Source organism: Shewanella sp. QJM3NY_23, assembly GCF_056173105.1.
In genome coordinates this window covers 1-16,006 of sequence record NZ_CM149657.1, presented here as the reverse complement: position 1 = coordinate 16,006, position 16,006 = coordinate 1, and the positions used below count along the sequence as shown (strand labels likewise).

11 protein-coding genes are annotated in these 16,006 nt (G+C 46.6%); 6 read left to right on the top strand and 5 right to left on the bottom strand.

Translation table 11 applies throughout. The features are described from left to right. Positions 1–171 precede the first annotated feature (171 nt). A complete protein-coding gene (locus AC0VXX_RS00055) occupies positions 172–3,369 on the top strand; it encodes an amidohydrolase family protein (RefSeq protein ID WP_475515412.1) in 3,198 nt (1,065 codons plus the stop codon). Between the two features lie 218 nt (positions 3,370–3,587). Here the strand turns inward: AC0VXX_RS00055 and AC0VXX_RS00050 are convergent, their stop codons facing one another. Continuing rightward, the gene (locus tag AC0VXX_RS00050) at positions 3,588–4,157 is read right to left on the bottom strand and encodes a DNA-3-methyladenine glycosylase I (RefSeq protein WP_475515411.1); all 570 of its coding nucleotides are present in this window, start codon (positions 4,155–4,157) and stop codon (positions 3,588–3,590) included. A 108-nt stretch (positions 4,158–4,265) separates the two neighbouring features. Between AC0VXX_RS00050 and glyQ the strand changes: the two genes are divergently transcribed. The 5 genes from glyQ (at position 4,266) to pxpA (ending at position 9,758) form a co-directional block, all read left to right on the top strand. Beyond that, positions 4,266–5,171 (top strand): glycine--tRNA ligase subunit alpha, encoded by a 906-nt coding sequence (glyQ, locus tag AC0VXX_RS00045; protein ID WP_110458781.1) that lies wholly within the window; start codon positions 4,266–4,268, stop codon positions 5,169–5,171. Positions 5,172–5,183: 12 nt separating this feature from the next. Next, positions 5,184–7,253, top strand: a complete 2,070-nt coding sequence (gene glyS, locus AC0VXX_RS00040) for a glycine--tRNA ligase subunit beta (RefSeq protein WP_475515410.1) — start codon at positions 5,184–5,186, stop codon at positions 7,251–7,253. Between the two features lie 153 nt (positions 7,254–7,406). Further along, positions 7,407–8,069 carry a 5-oxoprolinase subunit PxpB gene (pxpB, locus tag AC0VXX_RS00035; RefSeq protein ID WP_475515409.1) on the top strand — a complete coding sequence of 221 codons (663 nt, stop codon included), beginning with the start codon at positions 7,407–7,409 and terminating at the stop codon, positions 8,067–8,069. Next, entirely contained in the window at positions 8,066–8,998 is a 933-nt protein-coding gene (locus AC0VXX_RS00030; protein ID WP_475515408.1) for a 5-oxoprolinase subunit C family protein, read from the top strand. The genes pxpB and AC0VXX_RS00030 overlap by 4 nt, the downstream gene beginning before the upstream one ends. Continuing rightward, the gene (pxpA, locus tag AC0VXX_RS00025) at positions 8,988–9,758 is read left to right on the top strand and encodes a 5-oxoprolinase subunit PxpA (protein ID WP_475515407.1); all 771 of its coding nucleotides are present in this window, start codon (positions 8,988–8,990) and stop codon (positions 9,756–9,758) included. Before AC0VXX_RS00030 ends, pxpA begins: the two co-directional genes overlap by 11 nt. Positions 9,759–9,918: 160 nt before the next feature. On the opposite strand, the gene gyrB is transcribed toward pxpA, so the two are convergent. From gyrB to dnaA, 4 genes are all read right to left on the bottom strand, one after another. Next, on the bottom strand, positions 9,919–12,336 hold the full coding sequence (gene gyrB, locus AC0VXX_RS00020) for a DNA topoisomerase (ATP-hydrolyzing) subunit B (protein WP_475515406.1): 2,418 nt from the start codon (positions 12,334–12,336) through the stop codon (positions 9,919–9,921). Between the two features lie 16 nt (positions 12,337–12,352). Then, positions 12,353–13,435, bottom strand: coding sequence for a DNA replication/repair protein RecF (recF, locus tag AC0VXX_RS00015; protein WP_475515405.1), 1,083 nt, complete (start codon positions 13,433–13,435; stop codon positions 12,353–12,355). Between the two features lie 67 nt (positions 13,436–13,502). After that, entirely contained in the window at positions 13,503–14,603 is a 1,101-nt protein-coding gene (gene dnaN / locus AC0VXX_RS00010) for a DNA polymerase III subunit beta (RefSeq protein ID WP_475515404.1), read from the bottom strand. A gap of 20 nt (positions 14,604–14,623) precedes the next feature. Continuing rightward, positions 14,624–16,006, bottom strand: a complete 1,383-nt coding sequence (gene dnaA, locus AC0VXX_RS00005; protein ID WP_475515403.1) for a chromosomal replication initiator protein DnaA — start codon at positions 16,004–16,006, stop codon at positions 14,624–14,626.

Below are 16,006 nucleotides of genomic sequence, written 5' to 3'. Positions count from 1 at the left end.
TTATGCGATAACTATTATTTATAAAACTGCATCGATAAAACTGACAGTGATATAAATGTCGCTAGCACATAATTTTGCAGCTATACACATTTCACCATCAATAAGTAAAAACTAGCGATACTCGGCACAACGCATGCCTATGGAAACAATAACAACTAGACGGATATAATAATGCTAACACAACAAATTAAGCCCTTATGTGCAGCAATAGCACTCACTCTAAGCCCCCAAGTAATTGCACAAGAAACCACTCAAGATGCCACCACTTGGCAAGTTAATGCTCCAGCAAATGCACCGCTTCAACAAATCAAAATAGACGTATCCGAAGGCACTTGGATGAACGTCAGTGTAAGTCCTGATGGCAAAACCATAGTGTTCGATCTGTTGGGCGATATCTACCAAATGCCAATCGAAGGTGGCGAAGCAAAAGCTCTCGCTAAAGGCATCGCATGGCAGATGCAGCCCGTTTATAGCCCTGATGGTAAATCCATTGCATTTACCTCAGATGAAGATGGTGGCGACAATATATGGATTATGGATGCCGATGGCAGCAACCCTCGCCCTGTGACAAAAGAGACATTCCGCTTACTCAACAGCCCAGCTTGGAGCCCAGATTCACAATACCTTATCGCGCGTAAGCATTTCACCGGCAGCCGTAGCTTAGGTGCAGGTGAAGTCTGGCTATATCATGTTGCTGGTGGCGATGGTGTAAAACTCACAGAGCGTCCTAATGAACAAAAAGATCTGGGCGAACCCGCCTATTCGCCAGATGGTCGTTACGTTTATTTTAGCCAAGATGCGACACCAGGAAAAACGTTCCACTACTCAAAAGACTCGGTCAAGGGTATCTATAAGATTAAGCGCTACGACACTCAAACGGGTGACATTGAGGTGCTCATCGAAGGCACTGGTGGTGCTATTCGTCCAACCCCAAGCCCAGATGGAAGCAAGCTCGCCTTCATTAAACGTGATGGGTTTCAGTCATCGCTTTATCTGCTCGATTTGAAGTCTGGTAAAAAAACCAAACTATACGACAAACTCGACCGTGACATGCAGGAGACCTGGGCTATTCACGGCGTATATCCAACAATGAGCTGGACCGCCGATAATGAAGAACTTGTGTTCTGGGCAGGTGGCAAAATTAACCGCCTAAAGGTAGCAGATAAGCAAGTTAAGCAGATCCCCTTCTCGGTTAAAACAGAACTTGCGATACAACCCTCGGTACGCTTTAAGCAGGACATAGACAAAGATATCTTCGACGTAAAAATGCTACGTATGGCGCAGGTGTCTCCAGATGGTAAAAAGGTCATCTATGAAGCCTTAGGTAAGCTATGGATAAAGGCGCTCCCCGATGGCAAGGTCACTCGACTCACTAAGCTAGATGCAGACCTGCGTGAGCTATTCCCGCAATGGTCTCGCGACGGCCAGCAGATAGTCTTCACCACTTGGGATGATGACAAGCAAGGCACTGTCCGCGTTATCAGTGCACGTGGCGGCAAAGCCAAAATACTCACCCAAGAACCGGGCAAATATGTTGAGCCCACCTTTTCACCAGATGGCGAGTTAGTGGTTTACCGTAAAGCCAAAGGTGGCAATATCACCCCTAGAACTTGGTCTCAGGAACCCGGTCTATACGTAGTCGACATCAAAGGTAAAGCCAACAGCAAAATAACCCCAGATGGCTATCAGCCTCAGTTTGGCGCAGAGTCAGACCGAGTCTTCTTTTTAGACCACGGCGAGACGCCACAGTTATCTTCAATTAATCTGCATGGATTCCAAAAGCGGGTACATTACACTAGTAAGCACGCAACAGAGTTTAGGGTGTCACCGGACGGCAAACAACTCGCATTTGCTGAGCGCTTTAAAGTCTGGGTAACCCCATTTGCTAAACATGGCGAAACCATAGATATCGGCCCTAAAGCCAGTAATCTGCCCGTTACCCAATTAAGTGTACGTGCAGGTGAGAGCATCAGCTGGAACAACAACAGCGATCAGCTTTACTGGACATTAGGACCAGAACTTTATCAAGTTAACGTTGATCGCAGCTACACCACCGCAGAGAATGACACTAAACTCGCGAATAGCGAACCTAAGATCACTGATATCGGCTTTAGCAAGGAAGCAGATGTTCCACGTGGAACTATTGCGTTTGTCGGCGGCCAAGTGATCACTATGGAAGATGATAAGGTTATCGATAACGGCATAGTGATAATCAAAGACAACAAGATTGTCGCTGTAGGTGATGCAACAACCCAGATCCCTGCTGGTACAGAGGTTATCGACATCAAAGGCAAAACATTAATGCCAGGTCTATTTGATGCACACGCTCATGGATCACAAGGTGAAAGTGAAATTATCCCGCAGCAAAACTGGGAGCTTTATGCCAACCTGTCGCTCGGCGTCACCACCATCCATGATCCCTCTAACGACACCACCGAGATCTTTGCCGCTTCTGAGCAACAAAAGGCAGGTAATATCGCCGGACCACGTATCTTCTCTACAGGTACAATCCTGTATGGAGCCAATGCTCCGGGATATACCTCGCATATCGATTCACTCGACGATGCCAAGTTTCACTTAGAACGCCTCAAAAAAGTGGGGGCATTTAGCGTCAAGAGCTATAACCAACCTCGCCGAAATCAACGTCAACAAGTTATTGCCGCAGCGCGAGAATTGGAAATGATGGTCGTGCCAGAGGGAGGGAGCTTACTACAACATAATCTCACCATGATCGCCGATGGCCACTCAACCGTTGAGCACTCACTACCAGCTGGGGCCATTTACAACGATATCAAACAATTCTGGAGCCAAACCGACGTTCATTACACCCCGACTCTCGTGGTTGCCTATGGCGGTATCTCAGGCGAAAACTATTGGTATGATAAGACAGATGTGTGGTCTCACCCTCGCCTATCTAAATATGTACCTAGTGATCTTTTACAGGCCCGTTCAATGCGCAGACCTACCGCACCCGATGCACACTATAACCATTTCAATGTTGCACGCGTCGCCAATGAGCTAAATGAACTCGGTGTTAAACCAAACATTGGTGCCCACGGACAACGAGAAGGGTTGGCCGCGCATTGGGAAATGTGGATGTTCGCCCAAGGTGGCATGAGCAATATGGAAGTGTTAAAAACGGCAACTATTAATCCTGCCACCACCTTTGGCATGGAGCAGCAATTGGGTTCAATCAAAGCGGGTAAGCTTGCTGACTTGATCGTAATCGATGGCAATCCGCTCGATGACATTCGGGTCACCGACCGAGTAACTTATACTATGGTCAACGGCAAACTTTACAACGCTGAAACCATGGACCAGCTCAATGGTGATAAAACCAAACACAAACCATTTTTCTTCGAACTTTAATCAATTTTCAAATTTAAAATCTGCCGGAGTTTAGCCGCAAATTTTAATTTCATGAAAATTTCAAAATGAAGTAAAAATCCCATTCAGGTGTTCAAAAAGGGTGTTCCACGTGGAACACCCTTTTTAATGCCATATAAAAATTCAATCAATATTCGGTGCACATAACTTTAGTGATAACGAATATAACAATGGAATCATCCACCCCACTCTTATCGAAATCATTTATCTGGCTGTTGATAACAACAGCAATCAACTAGATGATCATTTACCATGCCCACCGCTTGCATAAAGGCGTAGCAAATTGTCGGCCCGACAAAGTTGAAACCAAGCTTTTTAAGCGCCTTTGACATAGCTTCAGACTCAGGCGTTTGTGCAGGTACTTGCGCTAAAGAAGTGAAATGATTAACCCTAGGTTTTCCATCGACAAAACTCCATAAAAATGTCGAAAAATCATTACCCTGCTCTACATATGCCAAATAGCCTTTAGCATTTTTTATAATCGAGTTCACCTTCAAACGATTACGCACAATACCGGGGTTTTGCAATAAGGCTTCCACTTTTTGCTCATCAAAGGTGGCAATGATTTTAGGATCGAAATTAGCAAATGCTACCTCGTAATTATGCTGCTTTTTTAAAATGGTGAGCCAAGACAAGCCCGCTTGTTGTCCATCTAAACAGAGCTTAGCAAACAGCTCTTGGCTATCGTAAACAGGCTTTCCCCATACATCATCATGATAAGCCTGATATAAAGGGTCATCACTCACCCAGCCACAACGCATTATAGGCATGACATTTTTCTCAATTTTCCCCAGTTAAGATAAAAAATAACCTACATAAGCCGTTTTCAACAAGGTATAATCGAAACCATTTTCTATCACCAGCTGACAGTAGTAGACATGACGACGAAACACGACGTAAAAACATTCCAGGGATTTATCTTAACCCTGCAAGAATACTGGGCGCAGCAAGGTTGCGCTATCGTTCAACCGCTGGACATGGAAGTAGGTGCTGGTACATTCCACCCCATGACTTTCTTGCGTTCATTAGGCCCAGAACCAATGAGCAGCGCCTATGTCCAGCCATGTCGCCGTCCAACCGATGGCCGTTATGGTGAAAACCCTAACCGCCTGCAACACTACTACCAGTTTCAAGTGGTATTAAAGCCTTCACCAAGCAATATTCAAGAGCTTTATTTAGGGTCACTTGAAGCCTTAGGTGTCGATATGGGTATCCACGATGTGCGCTTCGTTGAAGACAACTGGGAATCACCCACACTCGGTGCTTGGGGACTTGGTTGGGAAGTCTGGCTAAATGGTATGGAAGTGTCTCAGTTCACTTACTTCCAACAAGTAGGCGGCCTAGAGTGTAGCCCTGTAACTGGCGAGATCACCTATGGTTTAGAACGCCTAGCCATGTACATTCAAGAGGTTGACAGCGTTTATGATCTTGTTTGGACTGATGGCCCAATGGGCAAGATTATGTATGGTGATGTTTTCCACCAAAATGAAGTTGAGCAGTCTACCTACAACTTTGAACATGCCAACGTAGAAGTGCTTTTCAAGCAGTTCGATGACTGCGAAAAAGCCTGTAACCATTTGCTAGCACTTGAAACACCTCTGCCACTACCTGCTTATGAGCAAGTAATGAAAGCGTCTCACGCTTTTAACTTACTCGATGCTCGCCATGCTATTTCGGTTACCGAACGTCAGCGTTATATTTTACGCGTTCGTACCATGGCAAAAGCGGTTGCAGAATCCTATTACCAAGCCCGTGAAGCGCTTGGTTTCCCAATGTGTAAGTAGAGGGTTATAAAGATGAAATTTGAAAACTTACTCATTGAAGTAGGCACCGAAGAGTTACCACCAAAAGCACTACGTAACTTAGCAGAATCATTTTTAGCTAACTTCACCGAAGAGCTAAATAAAGCAGAGCTGAGCTTTGAATCAGCAACTTGGTATGCAGCTCCTCGTCGTTTAGCCATCAATGTTAAGCAACTGGTATTGGCGCAAGCCGATAAAGTGGTAGAAAAACGTGGTCCTGCAATCGCGCAAGCATTCGATGCCGATGGCAACCCAACTAAAGCCGCAATGGGCTGGGCTCGTGGTAACGGCATTACCGTTGAACAAGCCGAACGTCTTAAAACGGATAAAGGCGAGTGGTTATTACATCAAGCTAAAGTGGTTGGTGTAGAAACAAAGTCACTGATCTCAGATATGGCCCAGCGCGCACTAGACAAGCTACCTATTCCTAAACCTATGCGTTGGGGCAGTAGCAAGACACAATTTATCCGCCCAGTGCACACAGTGACTATGCTAATGGGTAGCGAGCTAATTGAAGGCGAATTACTGGGCATAAAATCTGCTCGCACCATACGCGGTCATCGCTTTATGGGTGTAGACACCTTAGAGCTAGACCATGCCGACAACTACCTGAGCGCGCTTAAAGAGCAAGGTAAAGTGTTAGCCGATTACGCTGAGCGTAAAGCGATCATTAAAGCGGGCGCCGAAGCTGCTGCCGCTAAAATCGGTGGCGTGGCCGATCTTGAAGATGATCTACTCGAAGAAGTGACCTCACTGGTTGAATGGCCAGTGGTATTGACCGCCAACTTCGAAGAGAAATTCCTCGACGTACCAGCAGAAGCCTTGGTTTACACCATGAAAGGCGACCAAAAATACTTCCCAGTATTTGATGAAGCGGGCGCACTGCTGCCAAACTTTATTTTCGTCACTAACATCGAATCTAAAGATCCGGCGCAGATTATCTCAGGTAACGAGAAAGTGGTTCGTCCGCGTCTTGCCGACGCAGAGTTCTTCTTCGAAACCGACAAAAAGCAGTCGCTCGAGTCTCGTCTTGCTAGCCTTGAAACCGTGGTATTCCAAAAGCAGTTGGGCACCATTAAGCAACGCGTTGAGCGCATTTCAGCGTTAGCTGGCTTCATTGCCAGCAGCATTGGTGCAAACCAAGAAGAAGCCGCTCGTGCAGGTCTTCTATCTAAATCAGACTTGATGACCAATATGGTGATGGAGTTCACTGATCTACAGGGCACCATGGGCATGCACTATGCGCGTCTAGATGGTGAAACCGATGCTGTAGCGGTTGCACTTGCTGAGCAGTACAAGCCTAAGTTCTCTGGCGATACCGTGCCAACAGCACCTATCTCTATCTGCGTTGCATTAGCAGAGAAGCTCGATACCTTAGTGGGTATTTTTGGTATTGGCCAAGCACCAAAAGGCGCAGCCGATCCATTCGCCCTACGCCGCGCCGCAATTGGTGTGCTACGCATCTGTTTAGAGAATAACTTACCGATTGATTTGGTTGATCTGATTGCTAAAGCACAAGCGCTTCATGGTGAAAACCTCAGCAACGACAACGTGGCAGAACAGGTACTTGAGTTCTTTATGGGCCGCTTCCGTGCTTGGTATCAAGATCAAGGTGTCAGTGTCGACGTGATCTTAGCCGTACTGGCTCGTCGCCCTACTTCACCGGCCGATTTTGAAAGCCGCATTAAAGCAGTTGCTCACTTTAGAACCCTTGAGCAAGCTCAAGCTCTCGCTGCAGCCAATAAGCGCGTATCTAACATTCTAGCGAAAGTAGAAGGTGAGCTTCCAGCCACTATCGACGCTAGCTTGTTAGTTGAAGGCGCCGAAAAAGCCCTAGCAGCCAAGCTTGATGAGCTACAGCCTCAGCTAGCGCCACTGTTTGCTGCCGCTAACTATCAAGAAGCCCTTTCACTGCTCGCAAACCTACGTGAAAGCGTAGATACCTTCTTTGAAGATGTGATGGTAATGGCCGATGATGAAGCACTGAAGAACAACCGCCTAGCCTTGCTATCGAGCCTACGCGATCAGTTCTTACACGCAGCTGACATTTCGTTACTGCAGTAAGCATTAATTTTGCTAATAAAAACGCACCCTTAGTGGTGCGTTTTTTTATGACCGAGGATAATAATCCCAATCATTTTAGTGCAATGCTTGAGCGACGATACAAAGCCAAGTTAGACTTAACCCTATCGTTCCCACAACTAGGTCTAAACCGCCATGGTATCTGAAAGTATCATCTATCCTCTAGGTGAAAACGCCTTGGTGTTAGACCCTGCGCCGCGAGCCACAATCGATTTTGCCCTCCAAAACAAACTTTGCTGGATAGCTGGTCGCTGCCGAAACATAACCGGTGTTATAAATGCGGTTCCTGGGATGAATAACTTAACACTCTATTTTGATAACGCCGAACGGCTTAAATCTGGCGAAGCGATACTACAAAAACTATGGGATGAGGCGGCGCAGCATTCATTGGCGCAACGACATATCGAAATTCCCGTGGTATACGGTGGTGAATATGGCCCCGATATCAACAATGTCGCCAATGCCCACCAGCTGAGTGTCGAAGAGGTCATTCGCCAACACAGTAGCGCCAAATACCAAGTGTTTTTCATTGGGTTTCAACCCGGTTTTGCCTACCTCGATGGCTTGCCAGCCTCATTACATACCCCAAGATTATCAACGCCTCGGCTGCAAGTACCCGCAGGTTCAGTCGGCATAGGTGGAGAACAAACGGGGATCTATCCAAGTCAAAGCCCTGGAGGCTGGCAACTTATCGGTCAAACCCACCTTAAGTTGTTTAATCCTCATCACTCCTCACCTAGCCTATTACAACCTGGTGATATCGTTACTTTCGTTGCCACTCGGTCATTTACATCATGATCCATATTGAGCAAGCAAACAGCCATATTACGATCCAAGATCTAGGCCGCGCTGGAGTCGCCCATTTAGGCGTACCTATTGGTGGCGCAATAGATAAACAAGCATTACTCCTCGCGAATCGTTTAGTGGCAAACCCCGACAACAGTGCAGCATTAGAATTTAGCGCGGGAGAATTTACGCTCCGCTTTGAAACTGACACTTGGGTCGCCCTATGTGGCGGGCACTTCGATGCCAGCATCAATAATAGACCCCTATGGAATGGCTGGCGCAGTAAGGTCAACAAAGGCGAGACGTTGTATATTCGCGGTCCGAAACAAGGGATGTACGGCTACCTTGCCATCATGGGAGGTATAGATTGTGAGACGGTTTTAAAGGGTAAAGGCACCGACATCACCAACCAGTTTGGCGGACACCATGGACGCTTCCTTGAAGCGGGGGATCGCTTGAACATCGGCGTGACAGCCTTCGGTAACTTCAGTCGTCCAATTGGCGCGGTACAACGCGCCAACGACGGTATCCTAAGAGCCCTTCCCGGCCCAGAATTACCGCTCTTTAGTCCATCCAGTAAAAAAGCCTTTTGGCATACGTCTTGGAAAGTCTCCAATCAAAGCAACCGCATGGGGACTCGGCTGAATGGTCTGCCCCTTACAACCGAAACCGACCTAAGCTTACGCTCGCACGGCGTAATGCCAGGGGTGGTACAAGTTCCACCGAATGGCCAACCTATTGTATTGATGGCAGATGCGCAAACCACTGGCGGATATCCTAGAATTGCCTGCGTGATAGCAGCTGATTTATGGAAAGTAGCGCAAATGAGACCGGGACAAGCGTTGCTATTCCAACATATCAGCCCAAGTCAGGCACAAAGTGCCAACTATGAATGGCAGCAGTATCATTATCGTTTAGCAAGGGCAATGGATGGCAGTTAACACAAAGCAAGCTGGGCGGCGTTATCCAATCGATCTCAACGCCGATTTGGGTGAGGGAGGCGCACACGATGCAGCGTTATTGCACATCATCACCAGCGCAAACATCGCCTGTGGCGGCCACGCAGGCGATCAAGCCTCCATGCGCCAAACGGTAACACTGGCTAAGCAATGTAATGTGCTAATTGGCGCCCATCCGAGTTATCCAGACAGAGTAAACTTTGGCCGTCAAACCATGGAGCTAAGCGAGAATGAGCTGTTGGACTCGCTATATAATCAAATCATCACTTTAAAGCAAATTTGCGACGCCTTAGAGGTAAAACTACATCATGTTAAGCCTCATGGCGCGCTTTACAACCAAGCAGCTGAAAACAGCGATTTGGGGCAAATCATTATCGATGCGATAAAGCGCGTCGATCCAAGCTTAAAACTGATGATGCTAGCGGGCAGCTCACTAGTCCATCAAGCACGCGCACAACATATTGACGTTATTGAAGAAGCCTTTGCCGATAGGGCTTATTTAGCCAGCGGCGCTTTGGCATCACGCAGCCTTGTCGGCGCCGTCATCGAAGACGCTCAAACGGCAATGAAGCAAGTTGAGCATATTATCAATAATCAGCCTATTGCCACGTTAGATGGTAAATCGGTCATCATAAAAGCCAGTAGTATTTGTCTGCATGGCGACAATGACCATGCGCTAGCTTTCGCTAAGCTTATTAGTCAACATCTATCCCAATCAGCATATAAGCCACGAGTTTTATAGCAAACCAATTTCACTCGAGCTCTGGTGAGTCATAGGGCAATCGATGAGGCCTATTTGTCCCGCTTCCAACTCATTCTTTATCGAAGTCGATGGTCAAAAATGAGCAACAAAAAAGCCCCAGATCTCTCTGAGGCTTTTGCTGCTTAACGGTCAATAAGACTTACACGTCTAAGTTAGCCACGTTAAGTGCGTTTGATTCAATAAATTCGCGACGCGGCTCAACCTGATCACCCATCAAACAGGTAAATAGCTGATCGGCGCCAATGGCATCTTCGATAGTCACTCGAAGCATACGACGCGACTCAGGATCCATCGTGGTTTCCCAAAGCTGCTCAGGGTTCATCTCACCCAAACCTTTATAGCGTTGGATATAAAGACCACGCTTTGAATCGCCCATCAACCAATCTAACGCTTCAACGAAAGAGCTGATCTCTTTAGTACGCTCACCGCGTTTAACGTAGCCACCCTCTTCAATCAAACCGTCAAGAGCATCGGCCAGTTTCGCCATACGCAGATAATCGCTTGAATGCAGGAAGTCATACGAGAACAGGTAATGGGCGTCGATACCATGCTTACGAATAGTGATCTGTGGCAGATACACTTTACGCTCAGGATCAAACACAGCTTCGCCGCTAAAGATAAACCCACCAGACTCGGCTTCTTTTAGCGCAGCCACATAAGTGTCGCACCATTGCTTAACTTTGGCTTCATCGGCTAACAGTTCGTCAGTTAACGGAGCTTGATACAGCATGCGCTCGGTCAGCATCAATGGAAAACGCTTTTCAAGACGATCGAAAATTTGCTCGACTTCGCGATATTGATAAACCAGCTTCTCTAATGGCGCACCCGACATTGCCGGCGCATCTTTCGACGGGTGAATTTCACCCCCATCCAAAGCTAGGTTGGTCAGGTATTCAGTTAGTGCAGGATCGTCTTTTAGGTACTGCTCTTGCTTACCTTTTTTCACTTTGTACAGTGGTGGCTGGGCAATATACACATAACCACGCTCGATAAGCTCAGGCATTTGACGGAAGAAGAAGGTCAACAGCAAGGTACGAATATGCGAGCCGTCGACGTCAGCATCGGTCATGATAACGATGTTGTGATAACGGGTCTTATCTGGATCGTATTCATCACGGCCAATCCCACAACCTAACGCAGTGATCAGCGTTGCCACTTCTTGTGACGACAACATCTTGTCGAAACGGGCCTTCTCTACGTTAAGGATTTTACCCTTTAGTGGCAGAATCGCTTGGTTCTTACGGTTACGCCCCTGCTTGGCGCTACCGCCAGCAGAGTCCCCTTCCACTATGTATATTTCAGAAAGCGCAGGGTCTTTCTCTTGGCAGTCAGCAAGTTTACCTGGCAAACCACCTAAATCTAATGCGCCTTTACGACGAGTCATTTCACGGGCTTTACGCGCCGCTTCACGAGCACGAGCAGCGTCGATAATCTTACCAACAATCAGCTTAGCTTCGTTTGGATGCTCCATTAAGTAATCACTTAACTGCTCACCCATGGTTTGCTCTACCGCGGTTTTCACTTCACTCGAAACCAATTTATCTTTGGTTTGCGAGCTAAACTTAGGATCAGGCACTTTAACCGAAATAACTGCCGTCAAACCTTCACGAGCATCGTCACCGGTGGCGCTGGTTTTACCCTTTTTATTGAATCCTTCACGATCCATATAAGCATTCAGGTTACGGGTCAATGCACTACGGAAACCCGCTAAGTGAGTACCACCATCACGCTGAGGAATATTGTTAGTAAAACAGAAGATGTTTTCTTGGAAGCCATCGTTCCACTGCATCGCCACTTCAACGGTAATACCGTCGTCGCGCTCTTGGATAAAGTGAAATACTTCTTTGTTTACTGGCGTTTTATTGACATTCAAATAATCAACAAAGGCACTAATACCGCCTTCATATTTGAAGAATTCATCACGGTTATCGCGTTCATCAACTAAGTGAATACCGACACCAGAGTTAAGGAATGACAGCTCACGTACACGCTTAGCCAGAATATCAAAATGGAATTCTACATCGGTGAAGGTTTCTTTACTTGGCCAAAAACGGATTTCGGTACCCGTTGTGGTGGATTCACCCACCTCAGCTATCGGTGCGTCAGGCACACCATGGGTATAGAACTGTTCATATACCTTGCCGTCACGACGAATGGTCATTTGCAGTTTTTCAGACAGCGCGTTAACCACAGAAACACCTACACCGTGGAGACCACCAGACACTTTGTAAGAGTTATCATCAAACTTACCACCGGCGTGCAAAACCGTCATAATCACTTCGGCAGCAGATATCCCCTCTTCCTCATGGATAGAGACTGGAATACCACGGCCATCATCTTTAACCGATACCGAGCCATCAGAATGGATTTTGATGGTGACATCACTACAATAGCCAGCAAGTGCTTCATCGATAGAGTTATCGACCACTTCGAATACCATGTGATGTAGACCTGTGCCATCATCGGTATCACCAATGTACATTCCCGGTCTCTTACGTACCGCATCAAGGCCTTTTAAAACCTTAATACTCGAAGAATCATAACTATTCTCTGACATATTATTCTCTCGTCGGTTATTCAATTACCGTTACACACCCTTGTTCCACATGGAACACCTTTACCGGCGGTGTGTTTAACGAATCCACTATTGCCGCAGGCTCGATTGCCGTCACAAATACTTGTGCCCCGGTATCGCATAGCTGCTGCAACAACAGTTGCCTGTGTCTTGCATCCAGTTCCGATGGAAGATCATCCACCAGATAAATACTGTTTTTATCGATTTGTTGTTTTAGCAGCTTGCCCTGTGCAATGCGCAGCGCACACACTAACAATTTCAGTTGACCTCTAGATAATGCATCCTGCACCGGCAAAGTGCCCACACGCAGTCTTAAGTCCGCTTTATGGGGCCCACTCGCAGTGTGTCCCGCCGCTAAATCTCTGGGATATTGTGCCTGCAATAGCGCCTGATAATCGGTTTTGCTATCCCAACCTCGAGTAAAGGAAACTTTAACATCTATCTGAGGTAAAAACTCTTCGATTATACCCTTAAGTCGTTCATTTAACGAGCCTACATATTGCTTTCGTATCTCGGTGACGATTTCGGCATAACGCACCAGTTCTTTGTCCCAAAACTGGATTTGTTGATAGGCGATTTTGTTTTTAAGCAACTGATTTCTATGCTTTAAAATACGCCTGACATTCGCCCATGCACTGTGGAAGTTTTTGTCGGTATGAAAGGCTCCCCAGTCGATAAACTGTCGCCGTGCTTTGGGGCCTTCAAAAAGCAGTGAAAAACTCTCAGGAGTGATCACCTGAATAGGTAAAGTTTCAGCCAAGGTCGATAATCTTTTGACCTTATCGCCATTAATTTTAACCTCGGTATCACCGGAGCGAAAACGGCGTAAGCCAATTTTGTGTTGTTGATCGCCTAGGCTTAAATTAGCAAACAGCGTGAGCTTGTCTTCACTGTTTTGAATGACACGCTGCGACAGGTGGCTGCGGAACGAACGTCCCATCCCCAGAAAGTAAATCGCTTCTAAGATGCTGGTCTTGCCGCTACCGTTTTGACCATAGATAAGATTTAAGCCATCGCCTAACTGTAACTGCGCGCTAGTGATGTTACGGAAAGCGTCGATATGAAGCCGAGTTAAACTCATTAAATACTCAATTGATCAACCAGACGGGTACAACAAACGCCACCCTAAAGTGGCGTTACCTGTTGCGTTACAGACGCATTGGCATCACAACATACATAGAATCTTCTTCAATATGGTTTTCAATCAAGGCGCTGGAGTTGCCATCGATTAGGGTGATACGCACATCATCGGAAGGTAGGTTGTTTAATACATCCAATAAATAACTGACGTTAAAGCCAATTTCTAGCGGAGTATTGTCATATTCGATATCTAAGATCTCTTCCGCTTCTTCCTGCTCTGGGTTATTAGCGGTGATCTTAATTAAATTTTGCTCTAGCTGAACCCGCACCCCACGAAACTTCTCATTCGACAAAATAGAGGCGCGTAGCAAGGCTTGCTTTAATTGATGACGACTGGCAATCACTACCTTATCACCGCCTTTAGGCAGGACTCGGCGGTAATCAGGAAAACGCCCATCGACCAGTTTACTGGTAAATACGGCGCTTTGAGTGATAGCACGGATGGCATTATCACCAATCGCGATGGTGACATCGAGATCTTCACCTTCAAATAAACGTTGCAGCTCTAACACACCTTTACGCGGCACAATGACCTGCTTTTCAGGTAATGAATCGGCTAAGGTGCGATGACTCAACGCCAAACGATGCCCATCGGTTGCAACGGCTCTTAGCACATTACCTTCGGTTTCTAACAACAAACCATTAAGGTAATAACGCACATCTTGGTTAGCCATCGAAAACTGGGTTGCATCGATGAGCGACTTTAAGGTGCCTTGTTTGAGGGTAAACTCGATATCCGCCTGAAAGGCGTCAACATTGGGATATTCTTCAGCGGGCAGAGTCGCTAAAGTAAAACGGCTGCGTCCTGAGCGAAGCAACAGGCGGTTTTCCTGCTGCTCTATTTTAAGTTCGACTTGATCGGGAAGTGATTTAACAATATCGAGAAATTTCTTAGCCGGAACGGTCGTCCGCCCCTCAATAACCTCACCCTCAAGCTGTGCTTGGCCAACCAGTTCCACCTCTAAATCGGTGCCGGTCAGCTTAAGTGAGTGACCACTTACTTCAACTAAAAGGTTTGCCAGAATAGGCAAGTTATGTCTTCTCTCCACCGCTCCACTAACCAGTTGAAGTGGCTTTAATAGGGCATCCCTATCAATTGAAAATTTCATGTGTTCCAATTTCCCTGATTTTATGAAGATAACGTACGGATCAAGTTAGCATAATCTTCTTTAATGTCATGACTTTCTTCACGTAGCTGTGCGATTTTTCGACACGCATGCAATACGGTAGTATGGTCACGACCGCCAAAGGCATCGCCAATCTCAGGCAAACTTTGGTTGGTCAACTCTTTCGACAGTGCCATTGCCATCTGTCGTGGGCGTGCCACGCTACGTGAACGACGCTTAGACAGCATATCGGCCATCTTGATCTTGTAATATTCAGCAACGGTTTTCTGAATATTGTCTATAGTGACCAATTTTTCTTGCAGAGCCAAGAGATCTCTTAACGCTTCACGCACAAAATCGATGGTGATCGGGCGACCGGTAAAGTTTGCGTTAGCGATAACACGGTTTAATGCGCCTTCAAGTTCACGTACGTTGGAGCGTAAGCGTTTAGCAATAAAGAATGCCACTTCATCTGGAAGGTTAATCCCGCTCTCTTGTGCCTTACGCATCAAAATCGCGACACGGGTTTCTAACTCTGGTGGTTCAATCGCCACGGTTAAGCCCCAGCCGAAGCGCGACTTAAGACGATCTTCAACGCCGTCTATCTCTTTAGGATAACGATCAGAGGTCAAGATGATCTGATGATTTCCCTCAAGCAAGGCATTAAAGGTATGGAAAAACTCTTCTTGTGAACGATCTTTATTGGCAAAAAACTGAATATCATCGATAAACAGCGCATCCACACTGCGGTAATAACGCTTAAATTCTTCAATCGCGTTATTTTGCAACGCTTTAACCATATCCTGAACGAAGCGCTCAGAATGCATGTAAACCACTTTGGCGTTGGGATTATTCTTGATAATGCCATTACCGACAGCATGCAATAAATGTGTCTTACCTAAACCGGTACCACCATATAAAAACAGTGGGTTATAGGCGCCACCCGGGTTTTCAGACACCTGCAATGCAGCCGCCTTACCCAGTTGGTTCGATTTACCTTCAACGAAGTTTTCGAACTGATAGGTTGGATTGATGTTGCTACGATGATTAGTCATCGTCGACGGTTCATTGGTGTTGAACGACGGCTTACCAGGGGACTTATTGGCCGACGGTATCGTGGCACTCTTTACTGAAGCGGTCGGCCGAACAGGTTGACTCGCTGGACGGCTACCAATATCGAAACGCAACTTAGGCGCATTACTGCCCATTTGCTCAGTAAAGAATTGATTAATGGTATTAAGGTACTTGTCTCTCACCCAATCGAGAACAAACCGATTCGGTGCGTACAACACTAGAGTATCCCCGTCCATTTCGGCTTGTAACGGTCTGATCCACATACTGAATTGCTGAGCCGAAAGCTCGTCTTGTAGTCGTCCGATACATTGCTGCCAAAGTGAAACCGCCAC

Bases quoted from the DNA above. Each gene is read 5' to 3' on its own strand.
- AC0VXX_RS00055 (WP_475515412.1), top strand. From the start codon at position 172: ATGCTAACACAACAAATTAAGCCCTTATGTGCAGCAATAGCACTCACT.
- AC0VXX_RS00050 (WP_475515411.1), bottom strand. From the start codon at position 4,157: ATGCCTATAATGCGTTGTGGCTGGGTGAGTGATGACCCTTTATATCAG.
- glyQ (WP_110458781.1), top strand. From the start codon at position 4,266: ATGACGACGAAACACGACGTAAAAACATTCCAGGGATTTATCTTAACC.
- glyS (WP_475515410.1), top strand. From the start codon at position 5,184: ATGAAATTTGAAAACTTACTCATTGAAGTAGGCACCGAAGAGTTACCA.
- pxpB (WP_475515409.1), top strand. From the start codon at position 7,407: ATGGTATCTGAAAGTATCATCTATCCTCTAGGTGAAAACGCCTTGGTG.
- AC0VXX_RS00030 (WP_475515408.1), top strand. From the start codon at position 8,066: ATGATCCATATTGAGCAAGCAAACAGCCATATTACGATCCAAGATCTA.
- pxpA (WP_475515407.1), top strand. From the start codon at position 8,988: ATGGCAGTTAACACAAAGCAAGCTGGGCGGCGTTATCCAATCGATCTC.
- gyrB (WP_475515406.1), bottom strand. From the start codon at position 12,336: ATGTCAGAGAATAGTTATGATTCTTCGAGTATTAAGGTTTTAAAAGGC.
- recF (WP_475515405.1), bottom strand. From the start codon at position 13,435: ATGAGTTTAACTCGGCTTCATATCGACGCTTTCCGTAACATCACTAGC.
- dnaN (WP_475515404.1), bottom strand. From the start codon at position 14,603: ATGAAATTTTCAATTGATAGGGATGCCCTATTAAAGCCACTTCAACTG.